This is a genomic window from Sphingobacterium sp. UBA7625, assembly GCF_002484085.1.
GTDB classification, from domain to species: Bacteria; Bacteroidota; Bacteroidia; order Sphingobacteriales; family Sphingobacteriaceae; genus Sphingobacterium; species Sphingobacterium athyrii.
The window spans coordinates 891-18,866 of sequence record NZ_DLJD01000010.1; the positions used below are offsets into that span (position 1 = coordinate 891).

15 protein-coding genes and 1 tRNA gene are annotated in these 17,976 nt (G+C 40.4%); 9 read left to right on the top strand and 7 right to left on the bottom strand.

Going from position 1 to position 17,976, the window contains the following annotated elements; all coding sequences use genetic code 11:
• Positions 1–128: 128 nt before the first annotated feature.
• Genes B4G94_RS04115 through mnhG form a run of 8 tightly spaced genes read left to right on the top strand, consistent with a single transcriptional unit; the run spans position 129 to position 5,581 of the window.
• Positions 129–383 carry a hypothetical protein gene (locus tag B4G94_RS04115; protein WP_422663704.1) on the top strand — a complete coding sequence of 85 codons (255 nt, stop codon included), beginning with the start codon at positions 129–131 and terminating at the stop codon, positions 381–383.
• Positions 340–2,151, top strand: a complete 1,812-nt coding sequence (mbhE, locus tag B4G94_RS04120; RefSeq protein WP_286857288.1) for a hydrogen gas-evolving membrane-bound hydrogenase subunit E — start codon at positions 340–342, stop codon at positions 2,149–2,151. Before B4G94_RS04115 ends, mbhE begins: the two co-directional genes overlap by 44 nt.
• Positions 2,152–2,207: 56 nt before the next feature.
• On the top strand, positions 2,208–2,627 hold the full coding sequence (locus B4G94_RS04125) for a Na+/H+ antiporter subunit B (RefSeq protein ID WP_104383873.1): 420 nt from the start codon (positions 2,208–2,210) through the stop codon (positions 2,625–2,627).
• Positions 2,627–2,983: a Na+/H+ antiporter subunit C gene (locus tag B4G94_RS04130; RefSeq protein ID WP_104383872.1), complete on the top strand. Its 357-nt coding sequence runs from the start codon at positions 2,627–2,629 to the stop codon at positions 2,981–2,983. Before B4G94_RS04125 ends, B4G94_RS04130 begins: the two co-directional genes overlap by 1 nt.
• A complete protein-coding gene (locus B4G94_RS04135; RefSeq protein WP_286857289.1) occupies positions 2,980–4,488 on the top strand; it encodes a proton-conducting transporter membrane subunit in 1,509 nt (502 codons plus the stop codon). The genes B4G94_RS04130 and B4G94_RS04135 overlap by 4 nt, the downstream gene beginning before the upstream one ends.
• Positions 4,489–4,507: 19 nt before the next feature.
• Positions 4,508–4,966 (top strand): Na+/H+ antiporter subunit E, encoded by a 459-nt coding sequence (locus B4G94_RS04140; protein WP_241254854.1) that lies wholly within the window; start codon positions 4,508–4,510, stop codon positions 4,964–4,966.
• Positions 4,963–5,238: a monovalent cation/H+ antiporter complex subunit F gene (locus B4G94_RS04145; protein WP_108634980.1), complete on the top strand. Its 276-nt coding sequence runs from the start codon at positions 4,963–4,965 to the stop codon at positions 5,236–5,238. Before B4G94_RS04140 ends, B4G94_RS04145 begins: the two co-directional genes overlap by 4 nt.
• Positions 5,228–5,581 carry a monovalent cation/H(+) antiporter subunit G gene (gene mnhG, locus B4G94_RS04150; RefSeq protein ID WP_223581928.1) on the top strand — a complete coding sequence of 118 codons (354 nt, stop codon included), beginning with the start codon at positions 5,228–5,230 and terminating at the stop codon, positions 5,579–5,581. The genes B4G94_RS04145 and mnhG overlap by 11 nt, the downstream gene beginning before the upstream one ends.
• Before the next feature lie 138 nt (positions 5,582–5,719).
• Here mnhG and B4G94_RS04155 read toward each other — a convergent pair whose 3' ends face one another.
• Positions 5,720–6,811 (bottom strand): lactonase family protein, encoded by a 1,092-nt coding sequence (locus B4G94_RS04155; RefSeq protein ID WP_286857291.1) that lies wholly within the window; start codon positions 6,809–6,811, stop codon positions 5,720–5,722.
• Positions 6,812–7,222: 411 nt separating this feature from the next.
• On the opposite strand from B4G94_RS04155, the gene B4G94_RS04160 reads away from it, so the two are divergent.
• Positions 7,223–8,572, top strand: coding sequence for a peptidylprolyl isomerase (locus B4G94_RS04160; RefSeq protein WP_108634978.1), 1,350 nt, complete (start codon positions 7,223–7,225; stop codon positions 8,570–8,572).
• A 79-nt stretch (positions 8,573–8,651) separates the two neighbouring features.
• Here B4G94_RS04160 and B4G94_RS04165 read toward each other — a convergent pair whose 3' ends face one another.
• From B4G94_RS04165 to B4G94_RS04190, 6 genes are all read right to left on the bottom strand, one after another.
• Positions 8,652–9,536 carry a DUF4440 domain-containing protein gene (locus B4G94_RS04165; RefSeq protein WP_108634977.1) on the bottom strand — a complete coding sequence of 295 codons (885 nt, stop codon included), beginning with the start codon at positions 9,534–9,536 and terminating at the stop codon, positions 8,652–8,654.
• A 162-nt stretch (positions 9,537–9,698) separates the two neighbouring features.
• Positions 9,699–11,165 (bottom strand): cysteine--tRNA ligase, encoded by a 1,467-nt coding sequence (cysS, locus tag B4G94_RS04170; RefSeq protein ID WP_108634976.1) that lies wholly within the window; start codon positions 11,163–11,165, stop codon positions 9,699–9,701.
• Between the two features lie 21 nt (positions 11,166–11,186).
• Positions 11,187–12,488 carry a ribosome biogenesis GTPase Der gene (gene der, locus B4G94_RS04175; protein WP_104384042.1) on the bottom strand — a complete coding sequence of 434 codons (1,302 nt, stop codon included), beginning with the start codon at positions 12,486–12,488 and terminating at the stop codon, positions 11,187–11,189.
• Positions 12,489–12,657: 169 nt separating this feature from the next.
• On the bottom strand, positions 12,658–14,400 hold the full coding sequence (locus B4G94_RS04180; RefSeq protein ID WP_286857295.1) for a RagB/SusD family nutrient uptake outer membrane protein: 1,743 nt from the start codon (positions 14,398–14,400) through the stop codon (positions 12,658–12,660).
• Positions 14,401–14,419: 19 nt separating this feature from the next.
• Positions 14,420–17,491, bottom strand: a complete 3,072-nt coding sequence (locus B4G94_RS04185; protein ID WP_286857297.1) for a SusC/RagA family TonB-linked outer membrane protein — start codon at positions 17,489–17,491, stop codon at positions 14,420–14,422.
• A gap of 359 nt (positions 17,492–17,850) precedes the next feature.
• Positions 17,851–17,922: transfer RNA gene (locus tag B4G94_RS04190), tRNA-Met, on the bottom strand.
• Positions 17,923–17,976: the final 54 nt, after the last annotated feature.

Consider the following 17,976-nt stretch of genomic DNA (forward strand, 5'->3'; position numbering starts at 1 on the left):
CATACTTTGCCCAATATATTGTACCTATTGGTCAAGGCTCCTATTTCGTACAATCAACATCGTGGGTACCCTCCTTAGGCATCAATCTGGATTTTAAATTAGATGGACTGTCACTGCTTTTCGCGTTATTGATTACTGGGATCGGATCCTGTATATTCTTTTACGCGAATGCCTACCTCAAAGGTCATCGATATATCGATCGATTCTTTGGCTACCTCTGCCTTTTTATGTCGGCTATGCTGGGGCTTGTCCTCTCGGACAACATGTTACTATTGTTTATCTTCTGGGAACTGACCTCGATCAGCTCATTTTTTCTNNACCGCACTATCCATTACCGGGTTGGGTGGATTTTTTCTACTGACAGGTTTTATTTTACTGGGTAATATTGCCGGCACTTACCATATTACAGCACTCATCGGCAAAGTATCAATCATTCAGCAACATCCACTCTTTCCCCTGGTCTTTGGCCTCGTAGCACTTGGAGCGATTACGAAATCAGCACAATTCCCTTTCCATTTTTGGTTACCCGGTGCCATGAAGGCGCCAACACCTGTGTCGGCCTACTTACATTCGGCAACCATGGTAAAGGCCGGAATCTACCTTTTGGCCCGTTTTTCACCGATACTTGGAGGCAACCCGATCTGGATGTATTCCCTCATGGCCATTGGTGGCCTCACGATGCTTTATGCCGCATTCCATTCGCTTTTCAGAACAGACCTCAAGGGAGTACTCGCTTATTCAACCATATCCGCCCTCGGTATTTTGGTTTTCTTATTGGGACTCGGTACCAAGGATGCCATTATCGCTGCAAGTGTCTTTATACTCGTACATGCTTTATATAAAGCCGCATTATTCTTGATTACGGGGATTATAGACCATGAAACGGGAACGCGGGATCTTACAGTCTTGCGGGGGCTACGCAGGGTATTAATGCCTGTCGCTATCGCAGGTTTCCTAGCGGCACTTTCCAGTGCAGGTATTCCACTTACATTTGGATTTATTGGAAAGGATCTGATTTACGAGGCAACACTACATGCCACACCCGATTTATTTCTCTATTTGACCGTCGCTGCAGTAGTAACAAATATACTCTTGGTCTCTGCTGGATTTATGGCCGGCATCAAACCTTTTATGGGTAAGCTACCCGAGCAATTTAATACAATCCACCTGCCCTATAAAGCCATGTGGATCCCACCTCTACTTTTAGCTATATTAGGAGTTGTCTTTGGATGCATCCCAGGACTTGTCGGCGAATGGATTGCTGGACCTACCGCAACAAGTATACTTGCAAAACCCGAAACATTTCACCTGAAAATCTGGCATGGCTTTAATTTAATCCTGCTATTAAGCGCTATTACAATTGCCGCTGGTACGTTACTTTATTTCATAAACAGGCCCAGCGAGAAAAAATTGGCTTGGATTGTAAATTTCAATAAGATTTCTCCTGAATATATCATCCAATTATGTGCGCAGGAAATTGTTTTGTTCTCTACCTTCTTCACAAACAAAATGCACAACGGCTATTTGCGTTCGTATCTGTTGAAAATTATCTTATTTGCCGAATTGTTGATCGCCTACCAGTTATACTTGGGCGGGCCACTCCATATCAAATGGGAAACCTTATCTCCAGTGAGTTTCTACGAAGTCACCACAGTCTGCATTTTGATCGGCGCCATTGTACTCACCATCCGCACCTCATCCCGTTTAACAGCCGTAGTAGCCACCAGTGTTGTAGGCTATGCCATATGTCTTATTTTCGTGTTTTACAGTGCCCCAGATCTAGCGATGACGCAATTCACCATTGATACACTCACGGTGGTACTCTTCGTATTGGTACTCTTTAAGCTCCCTTCTTTTCTGAATTTGGCCAACCGACGCACCATCATTCGCGACGCCGTGGTCGCTATCGTTTTTGGAATTTTGCTATCCATGGTCGCACTCCGTGTACTCCATGAACCAACGACAACCAATATCAGTGATTTCTATGGCGATTATGCTTATGTGCTTGCTAAAGGAAAAAATGTCGTCAATGTAATACTTGTGGATTTCAGAGGTTTTGACACCATGTTTGAAATTGTAGTATTGAGTATTGCTGCATTAGGGGTATATAGCTTATTAAAATTACGTTTAAAATCCTCGGATAAAGAATAATGATAGATAAAGGTTATGTACAAATGAGCTGATAGCTCCTTGCTAAATAGTAACAAATGAACAGTACAATATTACAGACCGCTACGCGGTATTTATTACCGATACTCTTACTTTTCTCGGTGTTCCTTCTACTTAGGGGGCATTATTACCCCGGCGGAGGGTTTGTCGGGGGCCTGGTAGCATCCATTGCTTTTGTACTGCATAGTTTTGCTTTTGGCCCTGAAAACACCATGAAGCTCATTCAATATAAACCTTTGTCGCTAATTCCCATTGGACTTGGAATTGCTGCGGTAAGCATGTTTTTACCCACATTTTTTGGCTATCCGGTCATGACCGGACTGTGGCTGGAGGAAAAGATCCCCGTCATCGGTATGATCGGAACTGCCTTGTTTTTTGATCTCGGTGTATACTTTGTGGTCATCGGTGTAGTATTAACTATTTTATTTACAATTGCTTTAAATACGGAGGAGGAATAATGGAACTGATTCTCGTTTTATTAATCGGTATTCTATATGCCGCCGGAATATACCTCATCTTGCGACGCAGCATGGTAAAATTACTATTGGGGATTATGTTATTGGGCAATGGTACCAATATATTGATCTTTTTGCTGGGCAATATCATCAAGGGCAAACCGCCCATAATTGACCCCGACTTAAAGGTATTTACGGATATTTATGCGGATCCGATTCCGCAAGCCCTTATTTTAACAGCAATCGTGATCAGTTTTGGACTGACTTCGTTTGCGATCGTATTACTTAAACGTGTTTACGCTTTACTGGGCACGGATGATTTGGATGATTTGAACACGCCTGAGGAAGAAGATATATGATAGACAACCAGATTATTGCCACGGTTATCGTGCACCTTTTTATTGCTATTGTCCAGCTGATACTCTGGCGAAAATCTACTGCACAGCGTTTCCTGAGTGTAGGTGGAAGCCTTTTGGCACTTATTCTTGCATTTAAACTTTTTTTCAAGGTTTATGACGGTGAAATCCTGACCATGAATGCCGCCAATTGGAAGGCTCCTTTTGGAATCGTCTTTGTTGCGGATCTTTTTAGTAGCACCCTGGTCGTACTCACCTCAATTGCAGGACTTGCCGTTTCCATTTTTTCCTGTGTGGGTGTTGGAAGACAACGTATTTTATATGGCTATTTCCCTATTTTTCATTTCCTGATGATGGGATTAAATGGGGCATTTTTGACTGGAGATATTTTTAATCTCTACGTTTGGTTTGAGGTCATCATCATTTCATCATTTGTGCTGATGACACTCGGCGGCCGTAAATCACAATTGGAAGGTGCGGTCAAATACATGGCCATGAATATATTGGCTTCCACTTTCTTCCTGACAGGAATCGGAATTTTGTATGGCATCTCCGGATCCCTTAATATGGCTGACCTGGCACTGCGCATACCCAAAATACAAAATCAGGCGCTCGTCGAAATTACAGCTACTTTTTTCCTTATTGGTTTTGGGATTAAATCGGCTGTTTTTCCACTTTATTTTTGGCTCCCATCCTCCTATCATACGCCCCCTTCTGCTGTCGCCGCAACTTTCGGTGGCCTGTTGACCAAAGTGGGAATTTATGCCTTGTTCAGGGTATTTTCTTTATTGTTTATTCCAAACCATTTCACCAAAGAATTGTTGGTCATATTGGCCATACTCACGATTTTAACCGGCGCTTTTGGCGCTTTGATCAAGACAAATATCCGCAGATTATTTTCCTATCTGATTGTCTGCCATATCGGTTTTATGATCGGTGGTTTAGGCTTGTATAGCAAATGGGCTTTGCTAGGTGCTATTTTTTATCTAATTCACGATATTATGGTAAAAACCAACTTGTTCTTAATGGCGGGTGTCATTCGGCAACTCCGGGGTACGATGGACATGAACAAGCTGGGCGGGCTATATGCTCAATACCCCAAAATTTCTTTGCTCTTTGCAATTGTGCTGTTTTCCTTGGTCGGTATCCCTCCATTATCCGGATTTTGGCCCAAAATTTATCTTTTTAAAGATGCCTTTCAATTGGAGAAATATGCATTCGTGGGGGCGCTGATCATCGGTAGTTTTATTACGCTCTATGTAATTGCCAAAATGTGGGCTCAGGTCTTTTGGAAGGATGCCCCACAGCCAGAGATCATCGAAGACAAATTTGTCAAAATGATCGGCTATCGAAAAACCATGCTGCTCCTGCCCGTCATTATATTGGCCTCAGCATCGCTATATATCGGATTTAATGCAGAAGCCATTATACATGTCGCGGATCAGATCGCTACGCAACTATTGGATACTTCACCTTATATAAATGCTGTATTGGGAGGACAGAATTAATATGATAAAACAATTTTTAATGAATCTCATGCTCTCCTTTATCTGGGTGGCACTAACGGGATCAATGTATTATTCAAATTTCCTGTTCGGATTTTTACTTGGCTTTGCCATTCTTTGGATCATGAATAAGAATGAGGCCGATCAACGTTATTTCTATCGTGTCCCTAAAACGGTTAGTTTTATTCTCTTCTTCCTATGGGAGATGATCGTCGCCAACGTTCAGGTCGCTTATGATGTGATTACGCCCAAATTTTTTATTAAACCAGCCATCGTCAAGTATCCGATGGATGCCAAAACAGATCTGGAGATCAATTTGCTTTCGACTTTTATTTCACTCACACCGGGGACGCTTATTCTGGATGTAAGCGAGGATAAGAAAACACTTTTTATCCATGTGATGTACATGAAGAGCAAGGAGCAATTTGTCTCCACGCTAAAAAACAATGTTGAACGAAGACTTTTAGAACTCTTACGATGACTTTAGCTACTTACTTCGATTATGTTATCCTGCCGATATTAACGCTATCGGTTATACTTGCGTTTATCCGCCTGTACAAAGGTCCGCAGATCTTTGACAGGGTCATCGCCCTGGATCTCATTATCACAATTGGAATCGGAATTATCACAGTCTATAGTATACGGACTTCGCAGGAAGTATTTTTAGATATTGCCATGATCTTGGCCCTGATCGCATTTTTAGGAACTATAGCCTTTTCATTTTATTTAGAAAAACAAAACCATGATGACTGATATTACGTTAGCAATTTTAAGCACGATAGGCGCACTGGCCATATTGTTCGCTTCAATTGGCATATTACGGATGCCGGATTTCTATTTACGGCTTTCAGTGACCGTAAAAGCAGCGACTCTAGGCGTTGGTCTTTTGTTGATCTGTGCCGCAATGACATTCCCGGATGTGTCCGTAACGACCAAAGCGATAGCAATTGGATTTTTTCTCATTTTGACCGCACCAGTTGCCGCTCATATGATCGGACGGGCTGCCTATATACAACGTGTAAAAACCTGGAAAGGAACAACCTTAAACGATCTGGAAAAAGAAGGACAGCTGGATTGCAGAAAAGAAGATTTTTAGACTTTGCTGTTTCATTATTTGGCTAAACGGCACCATCAACAAAATATCTTCGACATAATTAAGGGATCAAAATTTTGATCCCTTAATTATGTCTGTTAGATTTCAATAGATCATGTTCCTTGACTTCCGCTTGAAAAACTAAAAAATAATACAGACCGGAGCCGGAACTTTAATTTCCTTACCCGTGTCAGTCAATAATCCGGTCTTGGGATCACGACCGAACAAAACAATATTATTGGTATACTGATTAGCCACCAGCAGGTATTTTCCATCGGGAGAAAGATTAAAATTCCGCGGTCCCTTTCCATTTACTGAAGTATTGGACAATTTTTTTAATCCCCCGTGTTTTTCCACGGAAAAGGTCGCTATTGTGTTTGCATCACCGCGGTTGGTCGCATATATAAATTTCCCATCAGCAGAAATCTTGATATCTGCGCCACCGTTCTGACCTTTAAATCCCTCGGGGTTGATTTCGTAGGTACTCTGATACATCCAATCATTGCCTTCTTTTTTATAAGATGCAATCTGTCCGGTCATTTCCAATATCGCATAAAGGAATTTTTCCTTTTTATCGAAAACAATATGACGCGGTCCTCCACCTGCCGGAGTAAAAAAATCTTCTGATGCTTCGGCAAGGCCATAGGCATGCCCAGTCTTGTTAACCGGAAATACCGAGATTTGATCCAATCCCAGATCCTGCACATATAAGCGGTCGCCTTTGCTTGAAAAAAAAGTAGAATGAACGTGTGGCTTCTCCTGTCGGACAGGATCAACACCTTTCCCTTCATGTTGTACCAGCCGGCTTCTTTTACTTAAGACACCATTTGACTCGAGATCAAATAGAGCTGCCGATCCACCAGTATAGTTTGCAACCGCGAGCAGATTCCCTTTCGGATGAACTTCAACAAAGCAAGGTGAATCTCCACCTGTAGGGAGTGAATTTAAGAAAGTTAATTGTCCATCCTTAAATGAATAGGCGGAAATCGTGCCCTCTTGGTTTGGAAGTTCGTTGACCGCGTAGATAAAATTATTATTCCGTGCCAGAAAGGACGGATCCTTACTTTCCTGTGTGCTCACTAAGGCAGCCTCACCGGTCTTTGTATCGAAATTATAGATATAGATACCTTTGCTTTCTGTTTTGTTCGTATAGGTTCCAACAAACATTGGAATCTGTTGTGCAAAACTTGCCAGCGGTAAAAGTGTCATCAGATAAATAAAAGCTTTTTTCATATATACAATCTATTAAAAAATAAAATACCAAAATTTCGCTGTAGTTCGCTCTATGAAGCAAAAAATCAAGATATTTTCGACCTTATCATTAGCGTCGATAAACTTGTTAAATTAGGTTAAAACCGTCCTTTCTAATAGGCAAATCCGTATTTTTAGCGAATCAATTTTAACAAGTCGAAAATCTCCATTTGAAATATTGGGATTATAAAAATATTGTTAAATAAAAATACGAATAATTCATATAATCTGATAATTTTGTGCTGTTGTTCAAAATAGTATCTATTGAACGACAGAATCGGGAGATTATTAGTGATTTAGATGATTTCATCGTAACACAGATCTGTATGACCGGTACAGAAGTTAAAAACTGTTTACGATTGTTTCATCAGCATTTAGAAATATATTATTTAGATGAAAAAAAACATATATATATTGTTTTTGTTGCTGTTTGTATCAATTCAGGCCAGCTTTGCACAAAATCAAATTATTGACCGTGTAGTGGCCACTGTTGGTTCGGGAATTATCCTACAATCTGATTTGGATATGCAATATTCACAATGGCTTGCTCAAGGGAATAAACCAAATGAGAAGTTTAAATGTGGAGTTCTTGAGCAATTGATCATTCAGAAGCTCCTTTCCCAACAGGCAGTAATTGACTCCATCGATGTGACAGAAACAGAAGTGGATGACAACTTAAATTCTCGCTTGCGCCACATGTCGCAACAGGCTGGTGGCCAAGAACGGCTGGAAAAATTCCTGAACCGTTCTTTGCTGCAATACAAAGAGGAAATGCGCGCAAGCGTTTTCGAGCAGTTGAAAGCGAATAAGATGCAACAAAATATCGTTCAAAAAGTGGATGTAACGCCTCTTGAAGTAAAACGTTATTTTGAAGGATTGGATCAAGATAGCCTTCCTTATTTCAATACAGAAGTGGAGATCGGCGAAATTGTTATGCTGCCTCAATTGACCGACGAAGAGAAAAAAGAGCAACGCGAGAAGATCGAAGGTATCCGCAAGCAGATTGTCGATGGCTCGGATTTCGGAACCATGGCCCGACTCTATTCACAGGATCCGGGTTCTGCTCCTTATGGTGGAGACCTTGGCTTTGGTACCCGTGACAATTATGTCAAAGAGTTCTCAGCAATGGCATTTAAATTAAAGCCAGGAGAGATATCACCTATTGTTGAATCAAAATATGGTTTTCACATTATCCAGGTACTGGAACGGCGCGGTGAAGAGGTGCATACACGCCATATTCTAATGAAAATGAATCCGGGCGCTGCTGCATTGGAACGAACCAAAAACAAATTGGACAGCATCTATAAATTGGTTGTCGACAAGAAATTAGATTTTTACCATGCTGCGACTAACAATTCGGATGCTGAAGAAAGCAAATTTAATGGTGGTATGGTCTTAAATCCACAAGGATCCAACCGTACAACGTTAATTCCGATGGATGGTTTAGAGAAGTCCGTATTTACCGCCATTGACCCACTAAAACCGGGAGAATATTCAAAACCGGAACAATTCACCGATAAAACAGGAGAGGTAGGTTACCGATTTAACTATCTTAAAACACGTATCCCGCCGCATAAAGCAAACTTAGATCAGGATTTCACCAAGATCAAAGATGCTGCAAAAGAAGATAAAGTACGTCGTAATCTGAGCAAATGGTTTGACGATAAAGCGAAGAATACTTTCATTGATATCAGTGATGACTTTGGCGCTTGTGAAGAACTAGAAAAATGGAGAAAAAAATAAGGAATTTCTCCCTACTCCAAAATAAAAAAGACTTGAATGCATATTCAAGTCTTTTTTATTTTCTAGCATAGCTCCAAGTCTATTTCTCAAACATCATCTCGATCAGGATATTCCAGTTTGCCTTCTTTACATCATCTTTTGCCAATTCACTCAGTTGCCATATCCGGATATAATTATACTTAACGACCTTATCCTTTTGTCGTACAGTTGCAGTTCCTTTTGTATAGGCAAAATCTCCGCTATAAGAACGTTTTACTTCTTCCGGAACCGTTTCGATCGTCATTCGTTGTTTCTTCAGGTAGGCCATCATTTTATCCTTTCCTTCCATCGGACTTGTCCATGGAAACAGAAACCGTACATCTTCACTCAAAAACTCTTTGTAAGCCGTAGGATTGTCCGCTTTAAGGACAGTGGACATCAACTTATCAGTTTCCAGAACAATATCTTCACGCTGGTTTAAACGTACCTTGGACCGATGCTTGAGATACCATGAATCCGTCGGTTCAATAAATTCCAGATCAAAGTCACCATCCTTACCATTATTCTCCACTTCGGCACGGATATCTACCAACCATTTCCCTTTCTTGTTGCGTTTCCATACGGTCAGGTATTCGCCGTGGCGCAATCGGGCGCCCACTTTTTGAAAATCCATGGCACCAGATGTCACCCCAAACTCCAAGCTTTTAGCAACAAGCGCAAAAGTAGGCTGCCAGTTTAATACATCTGGAATATTGGGCCTATTATTGAGGTAATTGTATGCATTCACCGCCGAAGGAACATAAAATGTGGATTCTTTGTCAATAATAGATAAAAATGCCTGATGGGGAGTAGACGCTTTCGCTAATGCTGCAGCATCTTTATCTGCCTGTAGTAAGCTCCCTACTTTTTCGGGTATCTGTGCGTACAATGTTGTACCCATTGTACTCATCAATGCAACAACGGATAACCTGTTCCAAAAATTCATATGCAAATGATTATTTATCAGCGTTCATTTTTTGTATTGGATGAACTCATTACACTCGGTTTTCTTTTAGAGGAAATATGCTTTAGTCTTCAAAGTATCTAAACTTTTCGACGATGAATAGCCCATTTTTTCCTCTTTTTTTAAATTCGATTTTTTTATCTATCAAATCTTATTCCAAAGTGTTCCTTCTTTACTATCTTTCAGCTGGATACCAATTGCATTGAGCTCATCACGTATGCGATCCGAAGTGACAAAATCCTTATTTGCTTTTGCCTCGTTACGTAATTTGATCACTAAATTCATGACATCGTCAATATCATCCGTCCCCGAAGCTTGATCATTTCGCAGTCCAAGAATGTCCTCAACAAACTCTTTCATGAAAATTTTCAGCTTTTCCAGTCCTTCTTCAGAGACTTTTGCTTTACCGTCATAAATGGAATTAATGATGCGTACGATCTCAAATAATTCTGCGATCAGCACCGGACTATTGAAATCGTCATCCATTGCGGCATAACACTTATGACGGATCTCCGCCAGATTGAACGAGTCAGCTCCCTTTGAAACCTTGAGTTTATCCAGGAGTCCTATGGCGCTCATCAAGCGCTTATACCCCTTATCCGCAGCATCAAGTGCTTCATTGGAGAAATCCAATGTGCTTCGATAATGTGCCTGCAGCATAAAGAAGCGAACCGCCATTGGCGAATAACCTCTATTTAGCAAGGGATGATTGCCGGTGAACAGTTCACCCGGTAAAAATCCGTTGCCTGCGGATTTGGACATCCTTGCACCATTGACCGTCAGCATGTTGGTATGCATCCAATATTTGGCAGGTGCAGTATGATTACAGGCTTCGGATTGTGCGATTTCGTTCGTATGGTGCGTAGCCGCCAAATCCATTCCACCGCCATGTATATCAAATTGATCTCCTAAATACTTTCTGCTCATTGCCGAACATTCAATATGCCAACCCGGAAATCCAACACTCCAGGGTGCCGGCCAGCGCATAATCGTTTCGGGTTTTGCTTTGATCCACAGCGCAAAATCTAAGCGTCCTTTTTTTTCATCCTGACCACTCAGCTCCCGCGTGTTGTTTAGCATATCTTCCAATTTACGATTGGTTAATACGGTATAATCATACTGCTGTACATATTTTTCGACGTCGAAATATACGGTACCGTCAGTTTCATACGCATAACCGTTGTCAATGATCTGTTCGATCATTTCGATCTGCTCAGAAATATGACCTGTTGCAGTTGGTTCAATGCTTGGTGGCAAGGTATTGAAAAGGCGTAAAACATCATGAAAACCAATGGTATATTTCTGTACGATTTCCATCGGTTCCAGCTGTTCTAGTTTAGCCTTTTTGGCGAATTTATCATCTCCTTCATCACGATCGCCCTCCAAATGCCCCGCATCTGTAATATTACGTACATAACGTACTTTATACCCCAAATGACGTAGATACCTAAAAATCAAATCAAAAGAAATAAAAGTTCGACAGTTACCTAGGTGTACATCGCTGTAAACGGTAGGTCCACAGACATACATCCCAACAAGGTTGGTGTGGATCGGTTCGAATTTTTCCTTTGTTCGCGAAAGCGTATTGTATAAAAAGAGATTGTGGTCCATGTTTGTTCTCTGCTTGGAAATCTATTTTTGTCTGAAATATATTTGAATAGGTACACCTGTAAAGTCAAAGTGCTCACGCAATTTATTTTCGATAAAGCGTTTATATGGATCTTTGATGTATTGCGGCAAATTACAGAAGAAGGCAAACATTGGTGTTCTTCCCGGCAATTGCGTCACATATTTAATTTTGATATATTTTCCTTTTAAGGATGGTGGCGGATAACTCTCGATAATATCCAGCATCACTTCGTTCAACTTTGAAGTCGGAATCTTTTTGGTTTTATTAGCATAAACCTTGTCAGCCACTTCCAACACTTTTAGGACACGTTGTTTTTCCGTTACCGAAGTAAAGATAATTGGCACATCCGTGAATGGTGCTATTTTTTCTCTGATACGGTCTTCAAAGGCTTTCATGGTCTTGTTGTCCTTCTCGATCAAATCCCATTTATTGACGACGATTACGATACCTTTACGGTTTTTCTCCGCCAAGTTAAAGATATTCACATCTTGCGCTTCCAAGCCATCCTGAGCATCCAACATCAAAATAGTAACATCAGAATCCTCCAATGCTTTGATGGTACGCATGACCGAATAGAATTCAATATCTTCGTTTACTTTTGATTTACGGCGAAGACCAGCGGTATCGATCAAAAGGAAATTATGTCCATATTGATTGTAATGAATCCGGATAGAATCCCGTGTTGTGCCCGCCATAGGCGTTACGATATTACGGTCTTTACCGATCAATGCATTTGTCAAAGAGGATTTACCCACATTTGGACGGCCTACAATTGTATATTTAGGTAGAGCTTCATCTTCTTCTTGCTCTTCTTCAAAGTGCGATACGACAGCATCCAATAACTCTCCGGTACCAGAACCTGTAGCTGATGAAATATTGAATACTTCTCCTAAACCGAAAGCATAAAATTCGGCAGATTCATGATGCAATTTAGCATGGTCAACTTTGTTGGCTACCACATATACAGGTTTGGAGCTTCTTCTGAGGATATCAGCTATTTCATCATCCAGGTCAGTAATACCAGTAGTAACATCTACCATGAATATAACGACCGACGCTTCCTCAATAGCGATATAGACCTGATCACGGATTGCCTCTTCAAAGACATCATCCGAACCATGTACAAAACCACCTGTATCGATTACTGTAAATTTCTTTCCGATCCACTCTGCCGTCTCATAATGACGGTCGCGCGTCACTCCGCTAAAGTCATCAACAATCGCTTTTCTACTTTCGGTAAGACGATTGAATAAGGTAGATTTACCAACATTTGGACGACCAACAATTGCAACAATATTTGCCATATTTATTTTATTTGATCCACCCACTATCACAGCAGATGGCACTTTTATGCTAAATTACACGTTAAGGGTACAAAGATACGGATTCAAAAGGGATTATGGAGACACAAAAACAAAAATGGCTTTACCATGAAGTAAAGCCATTTATAGCGTTTAAATTATGAATATTCGTCTAGTTAGACGTTGGATTCTGTGTCAATACTCCTGGATAAGAATTTATTGCTGTTTGAGGAATAAAATATGTTACCCGATAATCCGTTGCGGGAATATTATCATATTGATTATGAGGACCGGGGTACTGTCTAACAAGCTCCTCTCCATTCCTAAACACGTCATAACTTCTTTCTGCCTGATAAGCCAGTTCTAATTGACGCTCCCGGTCGATCAATTTATTGGCATTAGACGCATCTAAACTTGGGTATGCGCCATTTACCACAGATCGCGTACGAATTAAATTTAAATCGGTTAAGGCTGCTCCATAGTTCCCCAGCTTCGCGTTTGCTTCCGCGCGGTTTAAATATATTTCTGCCAAACGACTAATTACAGGTGAATGCAATTGCGAATCCTCTCCTTCGCGTGCGCATTTGTAGATAAAAAACTGCGGATAGCCACTATTTAATGTGATGAAGTAATCAATATACCCACTATAGGTCTTACCATCTTTATATACAATAGTATAGCTCTCTTCCTGCGCATTTTTTACAGTCAATGTGTAGGTTTGATCGCCATCTTTACAAGTAACAACATTACCTTTCCTTGTAATTGGAGCTTGAACGTAATTATTAGCCTTGACAATATTTCCTTGTTTATCCTTAGTCTCTTCATATTTTATGAATCTGAAAACCTCGGTATAGTCACCTGTTTTAGCGTCCTTTTCATAAGTTGGTCCAATAAATGCCGCACGTGCATCAAGCATTTTCACATGCCCCGGTCTCCAATCATTTCTTCCGTCCTGATCCAACAGATTCAAGTATTTCGCACTGGCATACATTTCTCCCCAACCAATACCATTGATATTGGCATACATACTACCAATTGAATTTTCAAAATCATCACTTGTAAACTCTGTAGGCAATCGTTTTATTGCAAAAATGGTCTCCTTATTATCTTCTGGCCTTAATGTATTATATTTCATAAATTGATCGCGGGCCAATAAAACATATTGCCCCGAATTGATCACCTTATCGGCATATTCAACAGAAAGACGTGCATACGCAGCATTAGGAGTCTTGTAGGTACCACTCATATATAGATAAATCCGAGACAACATCGCTTGCGCAGCTTCTTTAGAAGCAAAAATCGCCCCCTTGTTAATAGTCATCAGCGACTCCGCTTTTTTCAAATCGCTGATCGCCTGTCCATAAGTCTGTTTTACCGTAGAGCGATCAGGCAGATTAAGGTCATTAATTACATCATCTGGTGTACCGTTAACAATTGGGACCCCAAGGTTAGTCTCTGGATTTTGGTAATAAGGTTTACCAAAAGCACGGCATAGATAGAAATACATCATCCCCCGGATGTAATAACATTCGCCCAATTGATTATCAATTTCGGCACTCTGCCCCTCCTTCACTAATTTGATAATATTAGACGCCTGAGCAACTGCCTTATAGCCATAATCCCAAAATGTCTGCAACCGATAATTTTCCGAATTTCTAGCAAACGAAATAAAAGAATAGAAATCATCGGTTGAAGTACCGCGAATCATCATGTTATCCCCGGCATATTCACCAAGGCGATGCATTGGATCAGACCAAGCTTTGAGCTGGCCATATGTACCATTCATGAGCGCGCCTAAATTCGCCTCCGGATCTTGGGTAACTAAATCCGCATCCATAGAGCCATAAGGATTTCTATCGATATTACAAGACACCACTGTACTCGTAATTAGTATTGAAAATAATATTTTTTTCATTTTTATATCCACATCATGTTTAAAATGTCAAATTTGCTCCGAACATAAATTTCTTTGTCGCCGGATAAATTGCTGGTCCAGCCGTCCCCATAACAACCCCTTCATCGTTAATAGTTGTTTCAGGATCAACACCAGAATAATTCGTCCAGGTAAATAGATTTTCACCTGCAAAATAGACTCTTAAATTTTTGACCTTATATTTTTCTAATTTGAAATTATAGCCAAGCGTTAAAGAACGCATTCTCAGAAAATCATTTTTTTCCAAATATCTTGAAGAGGCTTTGTTTCCCCCATCTGTATTGCGATATTTTGCTACTGGATGTGTCGCAACATCACCAGGTTTTTCCCAACGGTTCCATCCATCCATTAATTTCATTTGATTTCTATCATTGTAGGCGCCATCCGAATCATATTCCTGACGCGCGTAATTATACATCATACCACCGATAGAATATCCAAACACTGCATTCAGATCAAACTGTTTGTAACTCACAGCAGTGTTAAATCCGCCAAACAATTTAGGATTAGAGCGTCCTACTTTATAAAGACTTGCTTGACCATATTCTGAAGTCGTTGTCTTTGTCTCATTCCCCTCAGCGTCTACAACGTTTTTGTACCACATAGGCTTCCCATTATCCACGTTAACCCCCGCCCATTCTTTCATATAATACGTATCAATCGGCGTATTGACAGCTAAGATTTTCTGCGCTGCACCGGCAATATTTATACCATCATTGACAAAAATAGGTTTTGCGACAAAATTCCCTTCAGCATCCCGAGACGGGAATAGATCAGTCAGCTTATTGGTATTGTGTCCCAGATTTACATCAAGACTCCAATTCCAGTCGTTTGAACGGATGATATCTCCACCTATAGTTAATTCCACCCCTTTATTTGTCATTTTCCCAACATTCTTCCAAACACGAGTGACTCCGGTCAGACCGCTGATCGGAACGAGGTAAAGAATATTATCTGTTTTCTTGTTATAAACGTCCACATTCAGTCTAAGCCTATTTTTGAAAAAAGCAGCATCCAATCCTCCTCCTAAGGTATAGGTTTGTTCCCAAGTCAAATCCTTGTTACCAATTTGGTTAATCAATACGCCAGGTACACCATTATATGATGCACCACTTGACACCGAATACAAATTAAATTGTGGATACAAAGCTGTAGGTCTATTACCAACAGAACCATAAGCCGCACGTAATTTCAAATTATCTACCCAATCAACCTTAAACCAATCCTCTCGATGAATATTCCACCCCCCGGAAACAGAGAAAAAATTCGCATATTTGGCATTTGTCCCAAAATTTGAAGCACCATCTCTTCTAAAGGACACTTGTGCCATGTATTTATTGTCGTAAGCATAATTAGCATTAGACAAGAAAGACTGAGTGGCCCATTCTGAAATCCCACCTTTTGTTCTTTCAGGAATTGCAGCAGCATCAAGCACCTCAATACCAGGGACAATACCTTTTCCATAGGCATCCAAAGTTTTCCCCCAATAGTCATTAAATTCATAGGCTGCAATACCGTTTAAAGCATGTTTACCCCAAGTCTTATTAAAACGCAAGACTTGATTTGTATATCTACGTGCATATTCTGACCTATAATCCGTCACGCGCCCCTGCACACTTAATCCTCCATTAGATCTTGGATCTGTATAACCACTAGCGGAGTAACTATTGTATCTATAATTGTTTATTGATGAAAAAGTTAACCAATCCGTAATCTTAACATCGAAGTCCAGATTCCCCATAAACTCGTAGTTCGTATTAGCCGATTTATTCCATTGCAAATCATATAGATAGTTTGTCTGCGAACCATTTACCCATCCACTATAGCGATGTGGCACTAAATTTCCATTAGCATCATAAGGACTATCCCAAGGCAAATTGACGTACATTGCCGCTGTAGAATATTGACGATCATCAACAGATCGTTTAGCTCCCACGACAGACGGTTTTAGGGTCAACCAATCAGTCGGTTTATAATTTGTATTAAATCGGAAATTATAACGGTCATATTCGTAACCCTTAACTGAACCAACTTCATTGTAGTAACCTAAAGATAAATAGGATTGGATTTTTTCGCTTCCGCCTTGCAGGGATATATTATGGTTCTGAATAAACCCCTTTTTTGTTGCAACTTTCCACCAATCGAAATCACTATTCCGTAATTCCGGATTCCACCGTTTAAAATTGATTGTATTGGCATTAGAAAATGAAGCATAATAATCATAGAGCTCTGCTCCGTTCATCATCTGCATATTTCCATTAGTCAGTTCAGTGAACCCCATTTTCGTGGAAACATTGATTGCCAAAGGTTGAGCTGTTGGGTTTTTAGTTGTGACAATAATAACACCGTTTGCCCCCTGAGAACCATAAATCGACGTTGATGCCGCATCTTTTAACACCGTCATCGAAGCGATATCATCTGGATTTAGATCACCTGGAGCTGAACCTACGATAACACCGTTGATCACCCATAAGGGACTTGTTGTTCCACTTAAGGAAGCTTGCCCACGAATAACCACACCACCTTTTGTACCTGGTCGTCCCGTTCCCGGCGCCACATATACACCTGCCGCTTTACCATTCAACATATTCTCAACCGAAGGTGTAGTTACATCACGCAACTTGTTGCCTTGTACATTTTGCAATGCTCCAGTCAAACTCTCCTTTTTCTGTTGTGTTCCGTAACCAACAATAACAACCTCTTCAAGTGCCTCGCTGTTGGATTCCATGTTGATATTGACCACCGCACCTGTTATCGTCACTTCCTGCGTCTTGTAACCGATGCTATTGATCACTAAAACATCTCCATTTTTAGCCTCAATGCTAAATTGACCATCGGCTCCAGCCGAAGTAGAACGTGAGGTACCTTTAACACTAATGGTTGCTCCCGCTAAGGGACCATCCGTGGATTGTACTTTTCCACTTACTTTTTGCTGAAAAACAGCACTGTTCAATAGAACATTACGGTCTGGAAATTTAAGACCATTAGCATTAGCTGGGTTGTGTGTACTTGTTATGAGTAAAGCTAATGATAACAGACTCAACTTGTGATTGTCGAGAATCTTTGAAATCATAATATTTAATAGTTAGTTTAAAAATTGATTAGCGTGCTAATCAAAATTTAGGTACATGAATGCTAAAACTAGAAGAAGATAGGGGTATATCAAAATTCAAACAGAACGAAATCGATTGCGCCAATTGAACAAACGATTGCATAAACATTCAATTGCAACTTAAAATGTATGATTATCAGATTTTATGGTTTAATCATGATTTTATTCAGCTAAATCAACACATACTCAAACATCATGAGATACAATAAATAGCAAAAGTTCAAAATTACCCCTATTTTTGCGAGAGGAAGTTAAAACGATTAAAAATAGGCACATAAAACAAGAAAAGCCAAGGTTCTCACCTCGGCTTTTTCTTTTAGTAGCGGGGACCAGACTCGAACTAGTGACCTTCGGGTTATGAGCCCGACGAGCTACCAACTGCTCCACCCTGCAATATATTTTTGAGCAAAATTGGTTTTTTCTTTTGAAAAAACAAGATTATGATC